Source organism: Companilactobacillus suantsaicola (assembly GCF_004745525.1).
GTDB classification, from domain to species: Bacteria; Bacillota; Bacilli; order Lactobacillales; family Lactobacillaceae; genus Companilactobacillus; species Companilactobacillus suantsaicola.
Map to the genome: position 1 here is coordinate 1 of NZ_RKLY01000022.1, position 16,883 is coordinate 16,883.

General features: G+C 37.3%; 15 protein-coding genes. 10 read left to right on the top strand and 5 right to left on the bottom strand.

Annotated elements, in window-relative coordinates:
* Positions 1 to 120 precede the first annotated feature (120 nt).
* Entirely contained in the window at positions 121 to 2,775 is a 2,655-nt protein-coding gene (locus EGT49_RS08600) for an HAD-IC family P-type ATPase (protein WP_135373477.1), read from the bottom strand.
* 385 nt (positions 2,776 to 3,160) lie between these two features.
* Between EGT49_RS08600 and nagE the strand changes: the two genes are divergently transcribed.
* Positions 3,161 to 5,143, top strand: a complete 1,983-nt coding sequence (nagE, locus tag EGT49_RS08605) for an N-acetylglucosamine-specific PTS transporter subunit IIBC (RefSeq protein ID WP_135373479.1) — start codon at positions 3,161 to 3,163, stop codon at positions 5,141 to 5,143.
* A 238-nt stretch (positions 5,144 to 5,381) separates the two neighbouring features.
* Here nagE and EGT49_RS08610 read toward each other — a convergent pair whose 3' ends face one another.
* The 3 genes from EGT49_RS08610 to EGT49_RS08620 form a co-directional block, all read right to left on the bottom strand.
* Positions 5,382 to 6,419, bottom strand: coding sequence for a PTS sugar transporter subunit IIC (locus EGT49_RS08610; RefSeq protein WP_135373481.1), 1,038 nt, complete (start codon positions 6,417 to 6,419; stop codon positions 5,382 to 5,384).
* Between the two features lie 24 nt (positions 6,420 to 6,443).
* The gene (locus tag EGT49_RS08615; protein ID WP_135373483.1) at positions 6,444 to 7,382 is read right to left on the bottom strand and encodes a 2-dehydropantoate 2-reductase; all 939 of its coding nucleotides are present in this window, start codon (positions 7,380 to 7,382) and stop codon (positions 6,444 to 6,446) included.
* An 85-nt stretch (positions 7,383 to 7,467) separates the two neighbouring features.
* On the bottom strand, positions 7,468 to 8,505 hold the full coding sequence (locus EGT49_RS08620; RefSeq protein ID WP_135373485.1) for a zinc-binding alcohol dehydrogenase family protein: 1,038 nt from the start codon (positions 8,503 to 8,505) through the stop codon (positions 7,468 to 7,470).
* 137 nt (positions 8,506 to 8,642) lie between these two features.
* On the opposite strand from EGT49_RS08620, the gene EGT49_RS08625 reads away from it, so the two are divergent.
* From EGT49_RS08625 to EGT49_RS08655, 7 genes are all read left to right on the top strand, one after another.
* Positions 8,643 to 8,984 (top strand): winged helix-turn-helix transcriptional regulator, encoded by a 342-nt coding sequence (locus tag EGT49_RS08625; RefSeq protein WP_135373487.1) that lies wholly within the window; start codon positions 8,643 to 8,645, stop codon positions 8,982 to 8,984.
* 554 nt (positions 8,985 to 9,538) lie between these two features.
* The gene (locus EGT49_RS08630; protein WP_135373489.1) at positions 9,539 to 10,513 is read left to right on the top strand and encodes a PTS sugar transporter subunit IIB; all 975 of its coding nucleotides are present in this window, start codon (positions 9,539 to 9,541) and stop codon (positions 10,511 to 10,513) included.
* A 46-nt stretch (positions 10,514 to 10,559) separates the two neighbouring features.
* Complete coding sequence (locus EGT49_RS08635; RefSeq protein WP_135373491.1) at positions 10,560 to 11,378, top strand: PTS mannose/fructose/sorbose transporter subunit IIC; 819 nt, start codon at positions 10,560 to 10,562, stop codon at positions 11,376 to 11,378.
* 17 nt (positions 11,379 to 11,395) lie between these two features.
* Positions 11,396 to 12,307, top strand: coding sequence for a PTS system mannose/fructose/sorbose family transporter subunit IID (locus EGT49_RS08640; protein WP_135373493.1), 912 nt, complete (start codon positions 11,396 to 11,398; stop codon positions 12,305 to 12,307).
* 106 nt (positions 12,308 to 12,413) lie between these two features.
* Positions 12,414 to 12,776, top strand: a complete 363-nt coding sequence (locus tag EGT49_RS08645) for a DUF956 family protein (protein ID WP_135373495.1) — start codon at positions 12,414 to 12,416, stop codon at positions 12,774 to 12,776.
* A 422-nt stretch (positions 12,777 to 13,198) separates the two neighbouring features.
* Positions 13,199 to 13,732, top strand: a complete 534-nt coding sequence (locus EGT49_RS08650) for a hypothetical protein (protein ID WP_135373497.1) — start codon at positions 13,199 to 13,201, stop codon at positions 13,730 to 13,732.
* 182 nt (positions 13,733 to 13,914) lie between these two features.
* Positions 13,915 to 14,655, top strand: a complete 741-nt coding sequence (locus EGT49_RS08655) for a CPBP family intramembrane glutamic endopeptidase (RefSeq protein WP_135373499.1) — start codon at positions 13,915 to 13,917, stop codon at positions 14,653 to 14,655.
* 20 nt (positions 14,656 to 14,675) lie between these two features.
* On the opposite strand, the gene EGT49_RS08660 is transcribed toward EGT49_RS08655, so the two are convergent.
* Complete coding sequence (locus EGT49_RS08660) at positions 14,676 to 15,437, bottom strand: DUF5067 domain-containing protein (protein ID WP_135373501.1); 762 nt, start codon at positions 15,435 to 15,437, stop codon at positions 14,676 to 14,678.
* A 204-nt stretch (positions 15,438 to 15,641) separates the two neighbouring features.
* Here EGT49_RS08660 and EGT49_RS08665 point away from each other — a divergent pair, with 204 nt between their 5' ends.
* Both EGT49_RS08665 and EGT49_RS08670 read left to right on the top strand, forming a co-directional pair.
* Positions 15,642 to 15,851 carry a hypothetical protein gene (locus EGT49_RS08665; protein WP_246013822.1) on the top strand — a complete coding sequence of 70 codons (210 nt, stop codon included), beginning with the start codon at positions 15,642 to 15,644 and terminating at the stop codon, positions 15,849 to 15,851.
* Between the two features lie 139 nt (positions 15,852 to 15,990).
* Complete coding sequence (locus EGT49_RS08670) at positions 15,991 to 16,869, top strand: cation diffusion facilitator family transporter (protein ID WP_135373503.1); 879 nt, start codon at positions 15,991 to 15,993, stop codon at positions 16,867 to 16,869.
* Positions 16,870 to 16,883 lie beyond the last annotated feature (14 nt).

The window sequence follows — 16,883 nt, forward strand, 5'->3', positions numbered from 1 at the left end:
AGTTGGCAAGATTATTATCATATCCAACTGAATACCAAAAAAACACGATAGGAATTCCATATTTTATGGAAATTTCTATCGTGTTTTTTTAGAATCGGGAGTTATGTCCCGAACTCTTTGTTATCTATTCAGTTTTAGACGAATGATTTTATCAATTTCTGTGACAAGTAAAACAATTGCACCGGCAGCAGTTGCCAGACCCCATTCCAACATAGAAATCGGTCCAGTTGCAAAGATTGCTTGCATGAAAGGAACGTAAGTTAAAATCAGTTGCAAGATCATCATTAAGCCAACGAAGACGAAAACTTTTGAATTGGAGAACAGTTCTTTAGATAGAGCTAATTTTGGAGTTCGAATATTGAATAGGTAGAAAATTTTTCCGAGAATCAAAGTGTTCACCATAGTTGTGCTAGAGATTACATCACTAACACCACGACTCCGTAGGAAAATATCAATTATCAAACTGACAGCAGCAATTAAAATTGCTACATAGGTCATTTGGAAAACATCATGTCGGTTCATTAATTTACTACCGGTTTTACGAGGTTTACGTTTCATAATGCCGTCTTCAGCTGGTTCGAAAATCAAAGCAAATTGAATCGTAATTGCCGAAACCATGTTGATCCATAACAATTGACTCGGTTGAAGCGGGATCTCTTGTTTAGTCAAAATAGCATAGGCAACGATCAAACCTTCAGAGAATGAAATCGGTAGAAGATAGAGGATACTTTTCTTGATATTGTCGAAGATCCGGCGACCTTCCTTGATGGCGGAAGACATAGTTGCAAAGTTGTCATCAGTCAAAATCATGTCGGCTGAATCTTTCGCCACGTCGGTACCTTTGATACCCATAGCCACACCGATGTCAGCTTTTTTCAAGGCAGGGGCGTCGTTGACACCATCACCAGTCATGGCAGTAACTTTATTATCTTTTTGAAGAGCTTCAATGATCTCTAGTTTATTACTTGGAGTGGTACGAGCAAAGACTTGATTGTCATTAGCGGCAGCAATTTTTTCATCAGCAGTTAAAGCATCCCATTGAGTTCCGGTGATAGCATGGATCTCGTCAGCCAAGCCTAATTTTTCACCAATAGCTTTGGCGGTAATAGCGTTGTCACCAGTAATCATCTTAACTTCAACGCCAGCACTACGCATAACTTTTAGTGATTCAATAACTTCTTCTCGAGGAGGGTCGATGATAGCAACCAAACCTAAGAAGTTCAAGCCATCGACGATCATTTCGTGAGTTACTTCGTCAGTATTGTCAGGTTCTTTTTCAAAACCAACAGCGATGACACGTTTACCTTCTTTAGAGAAAGTTTCAACTTTTTGAACCCAATAATCGTAATTGAAATTACTATCTTGAGTTTTAGCCATTTCCAAGAGTTTATCAGGAGCACCCTTAACGAAAAGGATTCGCTCGTCTTGGTCGTTCTTAACAATTTTACCAATGTAGCGATAATCCGAGTCGAAAGGTAAGATATCTAATTCTTGGTAGTGTGGTTTTTCATCAAATGGGAATACTTTGTGATAAAGCGTTAAGAAGGCACCATCGGTCGGTTCACCACTGATTGTCCATTGACCATTTTCATTAATTAACTCAGTATCGTTAGCGTAATAGCCAGCTTCCAAAAGTAACCGCAATTTCTGATTTATTTCAACGGGTTGACCATTGTGAGTGATTTGACCAGTTGGTTCAAAGCCAGTTCCACTAACTTGCAATTCTGAATCGTCAATCAAAATATCAGTGACGGTCATTTCATTTTTAGTTAGAGTACCAGTTTTATCAGTTGCCACCACGTCGACAGAACCAAGTGTTTCAACCGCAGGCAAAGTTTTGACGATGGTGTTTTGCTTTTTAGCCATATCACTAACACCTTTGGCTAGAATAACTGAAGTTGTTGCTGGCATTCCTTCGGGGATAGCACCAACCATCATGGCCACGACGGCTAAAGCTAAGACCGGTAAAGCGTAGGTGTCAAAAAGTAGACCGATGATGAAGATAGCGATTGAGGCGATTACGATGAAGTAGGAAACACGTGTCCCTAGACTATCAATAATTGCCATCAGTGGCGTCTTTCGTTGTTTAACGGCACTAACTTCTTGGGAGATTTTTCCGATTTCTGTGGCACCTGCAGTGGCAACGACTAATCCTGTACCACTACCATTAGTGACCGCAGTAGAGGCAAAAGCCATGTTGGTTTGTTCGGCTAAAGGAATCTCTTCATTGGATAAAGCGAGTTCAGTTTTTTCAACCGAATTGGATTCACCCGTCAAAGCGGACTCTTGGATGCGAAGGTTGTCAGAGTTAATAATTCTTAGGTCGGCCGGCACGTTGTCACCAGCTTCTAAGAAAACTGTATCACCAACGACTAAATCTTCAGCAGGGATGTCTTTTCTTTGACCATCGCGGTAGACTGTTGCTTCGATTGAAAGCATCTGTTTAATTTTTTCTAGAGCATCTGAAGCGTTACTTTCCTGGTAGTAGCCGATGATAGCGTTGATGACGACTACTAAACCGATAATGATCGAATCGGAATAATGTCCCATTAATAATGTGATAATGGTTGATGCAATCAACACGTAGATCACCATATTATTGAACTGGCGTAAAAACATTTTCCATTTTGGCGTCTTATGTGATTCTAATTTATTAGGACCATCCTCAAGCAGCCGCTTTTCAGCAACTTGGCTAGTAAGTCCTTTAGTTAAGTCATTTGTCTTATATATTTCTTTTAATTTGTCAAAGCCTATCTGATAAGGTTTAGGTTTCAATTTACATCTCCTTGAATTTTGGGTTTAAAAAAAGCGCATTGCTAAAAAGTAATGTGCCAACTCAGCTTCGAATCCGATGTAAGAAATAAAAAAGTTTCGTTTTCAGTTAAAATGTCACTCCCTCAAATTTTGCGTAAGCTAAAGATAACAAGAATTCTATATCATGTCAATATTATAATCTGAATTAAATATTTCTAATAATATACAAATCGTAAATTTGGAGTATACCATTTTATTGGTAGTATAGTCCAATTACATTTATGTAAGCGGTTAACAATCTTACAGACACATATTTTTCGGATATAATTCTTGCAACATTGAATGTATACCAGTATCATAGGGTTTGTTAAAAATGTTCTACTCACACAAGGAGGAAAATAGGAAAATGAAAACCTATCTTCAACGGATGGGCCGATCCCTTCAACTTCCAGTAGCTGTTTTACCAGCTGCCGCTTTACTTGAAGGTATTGGTCACTGGTTACCACAAAATTGGGGCTTGTCACAGTTTTTACAAGTTGGTGGTACTGCGATTTTAAGTCAATTGGCATTGTTATTTGCCATTGGACTTTCAATCGGAATGTCAAAAGTTAAAGATGGAGCAGCTGCGATGGCAGGGGTCGTCGCATACATTGTTCCAACTTACGTTTTAGCACCCAACCAAGTTGCTTTACTAAAAGGTATTAATGTGAAGGCAGTCGATCCAGCTTTCAATGCGATTGCTGGGAATGTCTTCATCGGTATCGTTGCCGGACTAATTGCAGCAGCTTTGTTCGATCGATTCCATGAAACAAAGTTGCCCATGGCTTTATCATTTTTCAGTGGTAAACGTCTTGTACCAATCTTGGCTACTTTGGTAATGCTCTTAGTTTCAGTAGTCTTACTATTCATTTGGCCAGTTTTATACAATGCTTTGATCAGTTTTGGTAAATTCTTCGTCAGTCTGGGGGCTGTCGGTGCTGGATTATTTGGATTCTTCAACCGTTTGTTGATCCCAACTGGTTTGCATCAAGCTTTGAACCAAGTGTTCGAATTTAATATTGCTGGTATCAATGATATTGGTAATTTCTGGGCCAATAAAGGAACAAAAGGTGTAACTGGTATGTATCTAGCTGGGTACTTCCCAGTGATGATGTTTGGTCTTCCTGCTGGTGCTTTAGCTATTTATAAGAATGCTCTACCTGAAAGAAAGAAGACAACCGCTGGTTTGATGATGGCTGGTGCTTTCGCTTCATTCTTTACCGGTGTTACTGAACCACTGGAATTTTCATTTATGTTTGTCGCTTGGCCACTATATGTGATCCATGCTGTTCTAACTGGTTTATCAATGGCGTTTGCCGCATTTATGCATTGGACAGCCGGATTCACTTTTAGTGCTGGGTTAGTTGATTATATTTTAAGTTTCCACATGCCAATTGCTAATAAACCTTATATGTTGTTAGTTCAAGGTATTGTGATGGCATTTATTTATTACTTCGTATTTGATTTTGCAATTAAGAAATTTAACTTGATGACACCAGGTCGTGAACCACTAGACGATAGTAGTAATGCTCCAAGTGTTGAAGTAGCAACTTCTGATAAAGATGATAAGTATATGATTGCTGCTAAAAAGATTTATGCTGGTATCGGTGGTCACGATAATATTAGTGTGATCGATAACTGTACTACTCGTTTGCGTCTACAATTAAAAGACACTGGACTTGCTAATAAGTCTCAGATCATGAGTGCTAATGTCAATGGTATCAATGTTTTGGATAAAACTAATATCCAAATTATCGTCGGTACCGAAGTTCAATTTGTCGCTGATAATTTGAAGAAATTGTATGATGAAAATGCTACTGTTTCCGCTCCTACCAAGGAAGAAAAAGCTCCAGTAGAAGAAAAGCCAGTCGGTGATTTCAAATCTGGAGAAACTGATACTTTCTATGCCGTGGCAAACGGACAAGTAGAGGATATTGAAGAAGTTTCTGATCCTACTTTTGCTCAAAAAATGTTGGGTGATGGCTATGCGGTCGTTCCAACTGATGGAAAAATTGTTGCCCCAGTTGATGGAACAATCAGTTCGATTTTCCCAACTAAACATGCGCTAGGAATTAAGACTGAAAATGGTTTGGAAATTCTAGTTCACATGGGAATCGACACGGTTCAATTAAAGGGCGCTCCATTTGACATCAAGGTTTCTGAAGGCCAAACTGTCAAACATGGTGACCAAATTGCCGATGTTGATTTGAAGCAAATCACCGATGCTGGTAAGAAGACCGATATGATGGTCATTGTTACTAACATGCCAGGAGTTGCTTATATGAAGTACAACGTTTTGGATCAAACTGTTAAAGCAGATCAAGAAGTTGTTAAAGTTAAAATTAAGTAAATAAAAAGAGCCTCCAGAGAAATCTGAAGGTTCTTTTTTTTAACTGAAATGAGTTACATAAGCCAGGCCCAGCCAGATAGTCTAAGCGGGCTTGTTCCACTCTCTAACTGAAACGAGTTACACAAGAGCAACTCCCTCCGAGATAACAAAATTTCAGAAATCACTCGCAAAATGCGACGAGCAATTCCTGAAATTACGTTATCCTCCGGGAGCTGAACGCTCTTGTTCCACTCTCTACTTATCCAAGAAATTCGAAAACGTCTTTTCTATTATATAGATGTAGAACTTTTTCTAACAAAAATTGTAAAGCGATTGAAGCAACAACGGGAACGACTAACCAACTGATAAGTACTAGTAAAATATTTAAACCAGCTTCCATAGAGGCAAGTGGTCCAACTAAACCAACTAGTCCGAATCCAGCTGAAGCAGGAGTTCCTGACACGGTAAATAGTGCTACTGGAATGGCAGAAATTGCGGCGGTCAATAAACAAGGAATAAGGATGATAGGTTTGCGGAATAGATTAGGCATCATCATCTTCATTGCACCTAAAGCAATCGCAATAGTAACACCAGGCTTGTTGATCTTCCATGAATTAACTACTAGGACAATGGTTGTTGCGGCAACCCCCATCGCTGCGGCACCGGCTGAGATACCATTCAATTGGATCGCCATACCGATAGCAACGGTGGAAATTGGTGAAATGATAATTGCGGCAAAAGCACAACTGATTAAAATACACATGATAATTGGTTGTAAATTAGTAAATGAATTGATTCCGTCACCAATAGCTTTGGTAATGTCAGTTACGTATGGATAGAGGTAGAAACCAATCAATCCAGCACCGACACCGACGACAATTGGCGTTAAAACAATTGCCACGGAACCAAATTTATTACCGATCAAAAGAATTAAACCAACGGCAATAGCGGCGGTCAACATGGTATTGATGATGTCACCAGTACCAGCTCCAATATAAGCTTGGGCTTTACTATCAAATTTGATAACCCCGGAACCGACAAAGGAAGCACCGGCAACAACTACCATCGGCATTGGTTTAAATTCAAATTGTAGGGCGATCAAAGCCCCGATTAATAATGGTGTAGCGAGTTGAAAAATAATTGCCATTTGACCAATGGCTAAAGCAAAAGGATTGTTACCGAACAGTTTTAAAATAGCAGCTAAAACAGCATTGGGAATCAATCCTACGATAATACCGGTAGCGGTCCCTGATAAAATTTTGTTTAAGAATACTTTGGCTGTTAATTTCTGGTTCATAACAATTACCCCCTGTAATTTTAGTTATTTAGCACCAAGGATATCTTCCTTACAGTGAATTAATTGTGTTAATAGGTCGCAGTATGGTGTAGGGATGTTGTACTTTTTACCCTTACGAGAAACGGCACCATTGATGTAGTCGATTTCTGTTAGACGGTGATTGTTGATCAAATCTTGATACATTGAAGGGTAGTGTTTACCGATCGTATCAGGATCAAAGCAAGATTCAACGTGTTCAACGACTTCCTTAACGTCAAGATCAACGCCCTCATGTTTAGCAACGGCGGCAAATTCATTTACGACAGTCACAACGATGTCATGAGCTGGTTTTGTAGCACCAAATTCAGCCATATTAACATCAAGAATTGAACAGAGGCAGTTCATTGTTCCGTTAACACAAGCTTTACGGTAAATTGAATAGTGAATATTGTCAGAATATTTAGCATTCAAGCCGGATTCAGATAAAGTTTTAGCAAGATCTTTAGCAGCATCTTCTTGATCCTGACCAAGATTTTGTAGTTCAACTGAACCATTACCAAAGAGTTTAACTTCACCTGGTCCAACTAAACCAGCAGTCCACATAGTATTACCGATGAAGATATTCTTCATTGGAATGTACTTTTCAATAGTATCCTCGTGACCGATTCCGTTGAGTAAGCAAAGGATTTTTGTGTTCTCGGCGATAAGTGGTTTAACGTCTTGTAACATTTGAGCTAATTGCATTGATTTTGTGAATAAAATAATCAAATCAGCTTTGGTGTCACTCTTAACCTCAGATTGAAGCATTACGGGGATGTGTTCTGTAATATCTTCACCATTAAAGTTAGCCTTTAAACCGTTTTGACGAATAGCCTCAACGTGAGCTGGCCAGCCGTCGACTAGAGTAACGTCATTGCCTCCTCTGTGAAGCATAATTCCGAAGCGACTACCCATGGCACCCGCACCTGCGATGATAATTTTCATCATATCCACTCCTTTTGTGATTTCTTTAACTATATTATACTTTAACAGTTGTGAAGAAATCCACAAGTAATTAGTGTAAATGTTTTTATAAAATTGATGTTATTTTATTATTACTAATAACGACTTTACCAATCATATGATTGGTCTCTACTAATTGATGGGCTTTTTTCAAATTATCAACATTGATGGGGGATAACTCTTTAGTTAAGGTACTGTGAATTATTTTTTGGTCGAGAAGTTGGGAAATTTTCTCGAGGATTTGATGTTGGGTTATCATATCAGGAGTTTGATAAAAAGATTTTGAATACATCCATTCCCAAGCAAAATTAGCACGTTTTTTAGTCAATTTTTTGAGATCGATGGGATGATGGTTTTCAGTGATAGAGACAATTTTGCCACTCGGTTTGATAAGTTGAGCAATTTCGTTCCAGTGACCATCTAAATCGTTTAACCCCATGATGAAATCAACATAGGTGAAACCTAAATTATGAATTTCCGTTACCAAATTTTTCCGATGGTTAACCGTTAAGTCGGCACCATTTTGTCGTACCCAGGAAATAGTTTGTACTCGTGAGGCAGTGGCAATAACCTTTAATCCTGCCCAGTGGGCTAGTTGAGTGGCAATTGAACCTACACCACCGGAACCATTGATAATTAGAATTGTCTTTTGGTGATTCGTTTCCTTATTATATGTAGAAATAGCTAATTGTTCGAAAAGTGCTTCCCAAGCGGTCAATGAAGTTAGTGGCATAGCGGCAATTTCAGCATCGGACAAATTTTTAGGTGCGTGTCCTGTGATTCGCTCATCGACTAATTGATATTCGCTGTTACTGCCAGGACGAACAAACGATCCCGCGTAAAAGACTTTTTCACCAGTGTGAAATAATGTCACTTCTGCACCAACTTCAACGATTTCACCAACTGCGTCCCAACCAATAATTTTTGGCTGCTTAAGCTTATGGAAACCATTTTTTCTAACACCGACGTCGACGGGATTGACTGAGACAGCCGATATTTTGACGAGTAAATCATGGCCTTTAGCCTGAGGTTTAGGTAGTGAAAATTCAATTAAACTGTTATTAGCTTGAATAGGTAAGTGTTCCTTAAATCCGATTGCTTTCATAGTAATTCCTCCTGTGTCCTAAGTATTAATCGAAGGAAACTTTTGAACAATCGTGAAATTTTTGTTACTAGTCACAAATTATTGTTTCAAATTAAAAAAAACGGTATCTTATTGTTGAATTGATGAGGAGTGAAGACATGCCAAGGCATATTTATGATTGTAATGAGGGCTGTCCAGTAGAGAGTACCTTACAAATTATCTCAGGCAAGTGGAAGAGCGTGATTATTTATCATCTTTTGAATAAGGAAGTTTGTCATTTTGGACAGTTGCAACGCGAATTAAAAGATTGCTCGAGAAGGATGCTAGCTTTGCAACTAAGTGATTTAGAAAAAGATGGCATAATTCAAAAGAATATTTATCAAGCTGATCCCTTACGGACTGACTACCAATTAACAGAGTTTGGTAAGACCCTGGCTCCAGTTATTAGTTCAATGGCAGTCTGGGGAAAGCTTTATAATCAAAAAAGTATCCGTAAATAAAGGTATAGACCATTTTCTGCAAATTCGACGCCTATCTTTATTTTTTTTATATCCATAAAACGTTATTGAGGTCAAACATCATCATGTTATACAAAGAAAACAATTGAAAATGTAATATGAAGAAATGGATATTTGACACTAATTAAGCTAAGTTTCAATGATTGTTAGCGGTAACATTGAAAATATTGTAAAAATAAGAAGGCTTTCAAATATCACAATTTAACTAAAAAATGCCTAAAAATAATTGCATTAAAAATATTATCTTTTTTGATTTTAAGCATAATTATTGATATTTCGGCTTTAATTTGAGTGCCAATTTGATCAAAAACAATGCCAAAAGTACCCATTAGTTATTTATTTGAATTGTGGTCTAGACTTTTTTATAAAAAGGGGTGTTTTTTTTCTGAAAAAATGATATTATGTAAGGGTTCACATGAAGGGTGAGCTCTATTAAAGCGGTTTATTTAGATATTATTCATAAATTTTTAATTTGATTACTACAGGGTAGTCGAAGTAAGCGCTTTAATAATGTAAATACATAAGGAGGATGAAACATGGTTGGAATTATTATTGCAAGCCATGGTGACTTTGCCGACGGCATCAAGATGTCTGGTTCAATGATTTTCGGTGAACAAAAAGATGTTCAATCCGTAACATTGCAACCAAGCATGGGGCCTGATGATTTGAAGGCAAAATTGGAAGAAGCTGTTTCTAAGCTTGAAGATCAAGAACAAGTTTTGTTCCTAGTAGATCTTTGGGGTGGAACTCCATTCAACCAAGTAAATGGTTTGTTCGAGGCACATAAAGATAAGTGGGCTATCGTTGCTGGTCTAAACTTACCTATGCTTATCGAAGCTTATGCTTCACGTATGTCAATGAACTCAGCACATGAAATTGCTGCACATATCATTGAAACTGCCAAAGATGGTGTAAAAGTTCGTCCAGAATCATTACAACCAAAGACTGCAGCACCAAAAGCTGCTCCTAAGACAGTTTCAGGTGGTAAACCTGGCTCAATGAAGTACGTTCTTGCTCGTATCGATTCACGTCTATTGCATGGACAAGTTGCTACAGCATGGTCTAAATCAGTTGTTCCTACACGTATCATCGTTGTTTCAGATAATGTTGCAAAAGACGATCTTCGTAAACAATTGATCATGCAAGCTGCACCAGTTGGTGTTCACGCACACGTTATTCCTATTAAGCAAATGATTAAGATTGCTAAGGATGACAAACATTTTGGTGGCGAACGTGCACTACTATTGTTCGAAACACCACAAGATGTTGAAAGAGCAGTTGACGGGGGAGTTCCATTGAAGACAATCAACGTTGGTTCAATGGCTCATTCAGTTGGTAAAGTTCAACCTAATAAAGTTTTGGCTTTCGACCAAAATGATATTGATACATTTAAGAAATTGGAATCACAAGGCATCAAATTTGATGTACGTAAAGTTCCAACAGATTCTGAAGACAATCTTGATAATATTATGAAGAAAGCTCAAGCAGAATTAGATAAGAACAAACAATAATTTAAGAGTTATTTTTATTCAGAAATAAAACGGAGGATTAATAATCATGCAATTAAATGCTATTCAGATTATTCTTGTCGTTTTAGTATCATTCCTAGCTGGTATGGAAGGTATTTTGGATCAATTCCACTTTCACCAACCAGTTATCGCATGTACTTTAATCGGCTTAGTTACAGGTCAATTGTTACCTTGCCTTATCCTAGGTGGTTCACTACAAATGATCGCTTTAGGTTGGGCTAATATCGGTGCTGCCGTAGCACCCGATGCCGCTTTGGCATCTGTCGCTTCAGCTATTATTCTTGTTCTTGGTGGTCAAGGACAAAAAGGTGTCGGTTCAGCTATTGCTATTGCCGTTCCTTTGGCCGTTGCTGGTTTGTTACTAACAATTCTTGTTCGTACACTTGCAACTGGTATTGTTCACATTATGGATAAAGCTGCCGAAGAAGGTAGTTTTAGAAAAATCGATTTCTGGCAATATGTAGCTATTTGTTTACAAGGTCTACGTATCGCTATCCCTGCAGCATTGATCCTAGCTATCGGTGCTGGTCCTGTTAAGGCTATGCTAAATGCTATGCCTACTTGGTTGACAGATGGTTTGTCAATCGGTGGTGGTATGGTTGTTGCCGTTGGTTACGCAATGGTTATCAACATGATGGCTAGTCGTGAAGTATGGCCATTCTTTGCAATTGGTTTCGTACTTGCAACAGTTACAAATTTGACACTTATTGGTCTTGGTACTATCGGTGTTTCATTGGCGCTCATCTACTTGAAATTATCTAAATCAGGTGGCAATGGTGGTTCAAACGGTGGTGGAGGTTCCTCCAACACCGGTGATCCAGTCGGCGACATTATAGATAACTATTAAGGGAGGAGAACATAAAAATGGCAGATCAAGTTAAAATCTCAAAAAAAGATAGAATCTCCGTTTGGTGGCGTTCAACATTCCTCCAAGGTTCATGGAACTACGAACGTATGCAAAACGGTGGCTGGGCATATTCATTGATCCCAGTTTTGAAAAAATTATATAAGACAAAAGAAGACCGTGCCGCTGCTTTGAAGCGTCACTTGGAATTCTATAATTGTCACCCATACTTAACTTCACCTATTCTTGGTGTAACAATGGCTTTGGAAGAGGAACGTGCAAACGGTGCCCCTATCGATGATATTACAATCCAAGGTGTTAAAGTTGGTATGATGGGTCCTTTGGCTGGTATTGGTGATCCTGTGTTCTGGTTCACTGTTAAGCCTATTATCGGTGCTTTAGCTGCATCACTTGCTATGACTGGTAATATTCTTGGACCAATCATTTACTTTGTAGCATGGAATGCTATTCGTATGGCTTTCATGTGGTATACACAAGAGCTTGGCTACAAAGCCGGTTCAAAGATTACCGAAGACGTTTCTGGTGGTGTTCTACAAGACATCACAAAGGGTGCTTCAATTCTAGGTATGTTTATCCTAGGTTCCTTGATTAACCGTTGGGTTACTATTAAATTTACACCAACAGTTTCAACCGTTAAATTGGCTAAAGGTGCTTACATTGATTGGTCAAAACTCCCTTCAGGTGCACAAGGTATCAAGGAAGCTTTGCTTCAACAACAAAGTGGTCTATCATTGACTGCACACAAAGTAACAACTTTGCAAGATAACTTGGATCAATTGATTCCTGGTTTAGCAGCTCTTTTACTAACATTATTCTGCATGTGGTTACTAAAGAAGAAAGTTTCTCCAATTGTTATCATTCTTGGCTTGTTCGTTGTCGGTGTTGTCCTACACGTTCTACACGTTATGTAATTATTTGAAACTTTCAATGGAGTGAACTCATTTAGAGTTCACTCTTTTTTGATAATATGAAATGTTCGCTATATAATATTTTTAACAAAGTAAGGGAAGTGATGAGTTGGTCCAATCGTTGAATACAAAATCGGATTTAGTCATTCAAGGGACTTCGCATTTAGGTTTGACTGACTATGGGAAAATTATGGTCGGAGATAAGGGCTTTGAATTTTACGACGACCGTGATGTAAACAATTATATTCAAATACCATGGACAGAAGTTACCAAAGTGGTCGTTTCCGTGATGTTTGGGGGTAGATGGATTCCGCGTTACGCATTGCAAACCAAGAGTAACGGGATGTTTACATTCTCTTCGAAAGATCCAAAGAAGGTTTTGAGGGCAATTCGGGTATATGTAAAACCGGAGAATATCGTTAAGTCGTTGACATTTTTCCAGGTTGTCAGACGAGCTTTCAAAAGAAAATAAAGATGACAGTTTGCTACTCCAGACTAGATAGAAATTCTATTTTGTACCATTTGAATCTAAAAAAGCTGCACTAATGTAAGTATCATTAGTACAGCTTTTTTGGTCTCTCATAATCAAATCAAAGAAGAAATAAACTCCTATTTTATTATTTTCTAAAAATCAAAACAAATAAAGATTAAGGCGATAAAATATTAATTAATTTTACATTTCCAATGAATAGAACTGTATCCATTTCATAATTTATCAAATCTACTACAAAGAAGTTTCTATCCAGTTATTTCCCAGAGCTGTTACGGAAGACGGCACTAGAAATTTTTTTATGCCAACCAGCGACAAAATGTCTGTTTTTAGGACAAAATTTTGGATAAATTGGCTATTATGTCTTATCTTAAAGTTAGTCAAAAACAGTCAAGGTGATTGATATGGAAAACGAATTACGATTCGTCAGAAAACCCAGTTTCAAACCTCTGTTAGGCAGCATTTTTTTAGGAGTAGCACTTGGAATGATTGGACTCGTGATTTTTCATTGGGTTTTATTAAGCGTAGCTCTTGCAGTGAGTGGCTTTTTGGTTGATAGCTTGGTTTTATATCCAAGTTCGAAAGAATTAAATGCAAGCTGGTTTATTGATCAAAAGAATCTTCATTACATTGACGCTAGTTCTTGGTGGAAAAAGGTACGTTTAATATATTTACCTTTTGCTACTAAAATGAAGAGTCTACCGTTATCTAAAATCAAGCAGTATCAAATTGTAAAAGCACATGAAATTATGAATACGAACGAAATTTATGGTGGGAGTTTACAGACTCCCTTATTTACACAATGTCGCTACTTAATTATTCAAACCGATGATGAGACTTTAAAATTTGATTTAACTTGGAATCAATTAGGAGAGCAGAATACGTCTACACAAACTGATTTAGTTGAAAAGTTATTAAACAACAGAAATAGTCGCTAATTTGGATTGGCGGCTATTTTTTATACAAATAAATATTTAAGAAATACATGAAGGGTGGTTTTAAAAACATGGTTAGTTTTATGGTAAACCTGTATTTCAACACTTAAATAATAATTTATCGAACGCGTTCCATGTCAAGCAACTTTTCTATATAATCTTAAATACAAGGGATAGGAGGATTTATGAAAATTTTGAAGAGTAACGTCACTAAAGTAGTTGTCACGAGTCTAATTTTTCCCGTGTCGATGGTTATTTTGTCATTTTTATTGCGTAATCAACGCGTTAATAACGATATCTTACAAATAATGGCTGATTTATTGGCTTTTCTAATTGCCTACTTAATAAATTGGAAATATCTGCATGAAAATGTGTCATGGATAGGCACAGATACGACGATTTTTCAGCAATTGTATACGGCATTACCAGCTTTTATTATCATTGCTTTATTGAATTCAGCCACTTTAACAGCGCCAGATCTAACTTTTAAATTTAAAATAGTTTTAACTTGTCTAGCAATTGGTCTGGCGGAAGAATACATCTGTCGTGGGCTTTTGTTAGGATTGGCATTGAAGTTGTTTCATCAAAATGTCTTAGGAGCAGTCCTTTTTTCTAGTGTTATATTTGGTTCACTTCATTTAACGAATTTGGCATCGTTACCAATTGGCTATGTCGCAGGACAAGTTATCTTCGCTTCAGCAATTGGAATGTTGTTTGGAACCGTTTATGTTAAAACGAAGAGTCTTTGGATTGTAATTGGTCTTCACGCTTTGCGGGATATGTTTCCGATGTTTTCACCTAGTTTGATGAAAGAAGCTGGTCAAATGCAATTTTCAATGGTTACCCTTTATACGACTATCTTCATGTTTGTGATAGCTTTTATTATTTCTTATCAACAGTTAAAGAATTTCTCCGTACAAAAATAGCCGGCTTGCGCCGACTTTTTTTATTTCAATTTTAGTGGTTGTGTCATATCGAGAAAGCCATTAGTTTGAATATTTTTGAAGTACATTGTGACATCAGAGTCTGTATTCTTAACTTTCACGATCAAGGCTCCATCAAAGCTTTTGCCAGGTAAAACTAAACCGCCATTACTAGCATTAATCAGTGCTGCGTAATCACCTTTGGCACCGGTTGGAGAAAGCGTTTCACCATCTTGTTTTAAGATGATGGCATTGTTTTGGACCCGTTGTGGTATTTCAGAATTGGAAGTCTTATTGGTGTAGTTATATTTAACTAGTAAAGCTGCGTCACCATTGGCATCTTTTACTAACTTTACTTCGTTAGATATTTTGAAGGTATACCAATCAGTGTCATAAGTTAAGTCGTTATAAGTTCCCGCATTTTTAATTTGATTTTGGGGCTTTTTCTCAGTTTTTTCGGTTTGCTGATTGTCACTTTCTTGCTCTTTCGGTGTAGTCTCTTTTTCAACTTTTTGTTCTTTTGCCTTTTTAGGCGTCACTTTCTTAGGAGACACTTTTTTGGTTTTCTTTTTAGTTTCAACCTTTTCTATTTTATGAGTTTCAGAAGTTGGCTTGCTGGCTTCCTGCTTGGAGTTGATTTTCCAAAATGTCACTATACCAATTATCACAACGATTATTAAAATAATTGTGATATAAAATGGCTTTCTTTTGTAAAATGGCAAGTGTTTACGACGAAAACTCTCACGTGTCATATTAGATCTAGAATTATTGTTATGCCCATTCATAGCGTTTCTCCCAGTTAAATAATTCGTCAATAATGTTTCACCACCATCATAGCATATTTATTAACCGTCAATTAATTAACTAAAAAATGCTAAGAATTTTTTAAAAAAGGAAAATTAAATAAAAGTGTTGAACCGCCTTTTGAAAAGTGGTATAAATATCTGGTCGATATTGATGAGATGTTATTTTTAAAGAAGGGGGTCGCAATGATGATGTTGTTTAGAAATCATGGCGATTATGAAGTTACTTGTAATTTCTTGAGCAAAGAGGGGCAAGAAATTGCTAAAAAGCGCATTTGTCATAATGTTTCCAAAAAAGAAGCTCGTGAAGGTATGAGAGATTATGTTACCAACAGATTCTCTGATATCATAGATGTCGCTCATCCCATTAAAGTTGTTGCAAAACTTGCAAAATAAGAATCTACAAATTTATTAACTACTCAAGAAACGGAGTCAAATCTAACTGATTTGGCTTCGTTTTGCGTCATAAGAAAAAATGTTCAATTTTTTTATAATCCGTTAAGTGATTGTTATGATAGAAGCAGGAGGCTTGGTTATGGATCATGAAAAAGTAACAGGTAAACGCTTTTTTTATGTCACAGCACTGAATGTGATCATTACAATTACGGAATTTATTGGCGGTTTCGTTTCTGGTAGTTTAGGTCTTATCTCAGATGCGTTTCACAATTTGGAAGACTCACTTTCAATTGTGATCTCATTTGCTGCCAACGTGATTGGACAAAGAAAAAATGATGTCCAAAAAACTTTTGGCTATAAGCGAGCAGAAATCTTAGCAGCGTTTGTCAATTCAATTGTGTTAGTCGTCATTACAGTTATGATGGTTTTTGAATCTTTTAAACGCCTGACACAGCCGCAGTCGATTAACGGATCTTTGATGATGATTGTTTCACTGATTGGCTTAGCTGCTAATTTTGTGTCGATGTTGATTCTTTTTTCAGGTTCGAAAAACAATTTGAATATTAAGGCAACTTTTCTACATATGTTGTCAGATACGTTGTCTTCTGTTGGTGTGTTTGTAGCCTCAATTTTCGTCATTTTGTTTAAATGGAATTGGGTCGACCCAGTAATTACGATACTAATTGCAATTTGGCTTTTAAAAGAGGCTTTCAGCGTTGTTATTGAGACAGTTAATATCTTAATGGAGGCTAGTCCAAAAATTGATTTAGACGCTGTTTCAGCAGCCATTTTGACGGTTCCAGAAATTGTTAAGGTTCATCACGTTCATTTGTGGATGATCGATGAGAACCATATCATGTTGGATGCGCACATCAATGTGAAAAAGACTTGCAACATGGATCAATTGGATCATTTGTATGATGTGGTTGATAAATTGTTACTCGATAAATTTCAAATTACTCATGTAACCTTACAAGCTGAATGTTCCCGAGGCTTAGATAACTCGTTGATAGATTAATTCCTGATGGTAGA

Coding starts and splice junctions, on each gene's coding strand:
- nagE (WP_135373479.1), top strand. CDS start 3,161: ATGAAAACCTATCTTCAACGGATGGGCCGATCCCTTCAACTTCCAGTA.
- EGT49_RS08610 (WP_135373481.1), bottom strand. CDS start 6,419: ATGAACCAGAAATTAACAGCCAAAGTATTCTTAAACAAAATTTTATCA.
- EGT49_RS08615 (WP_135373483.1), bottom strand. CDS start 7,382: ATGAAAATTATCATCGCAGGTGCGGGTGCCATGGGTAGTCGCTTCGGA.
- EGT49_RS08620 (WP_135373485.1), bottom strand. CDS start 8,505: ATGAAAGCAATCGGATTTAAGGAACACTTACCTATTCAAGCTAATAAC.
- EGT49_RS08625 (WP_135373487.1), top strand. CDS start 8,643: ATGCCAAGGCATATTTATGATTGTAATGAGGGCTGTCCAGTAGAGAGT.
- EGT49_RS08630 (WP_135373489.1), top strand. CDS start 9,539: ATGGTTGGAATTATTATTGCAAGCCATGGTGACTTTGCCGACGGCATC.
- EGT49_RS08635 (WP_135373491.1), top strand. CDS start 10,560: ATGCAATTAAATGCTATTCAGATTATTCTTGTCGTTTTAGTATCATTC.
- EGT49_RS08640 (WP_135373493.1), top strand. CDS start 11,396: ATGGCAGATCAAGTTAAAATCTCAAAAAAAGATAGAATCTCCGTTTGG.
- EGT49_RS08650 (WP_135373497.1), top strand. CDS start 13,199: ATGGAAAACGAATTACGATTCGTCAGAAAACCCAGTTTCAAACCTCTG.
- EGT49_RS08655 (WP_135373499.1), top strand. CDS start 13,915: ATGAAAATTTTGAAGAGTAACGTCACTAAAGTAGTTGTCACGAGTCTA.
- EGT49_RS08660 (WP_135373501.1), bottom strand. CDS start 15,437: ATGAATGGGCATAACAATAATTCTAGATCTAATATGACACGTGAGAGT.
- EGT49_RS08665 (WP_246013822.1), top strand. CDS start 15,642: ATGATGATGTTGTTTAGAAATCATGGCGATTATGAAGTTACTTGTAAT.
- EGT49_RS08670 (WP_135373503.1), top strand. CDS start 15,991: ATGGATCATGAAAAAGTAACAGGTAAACGCTTTTTTTATGTCACAGCA.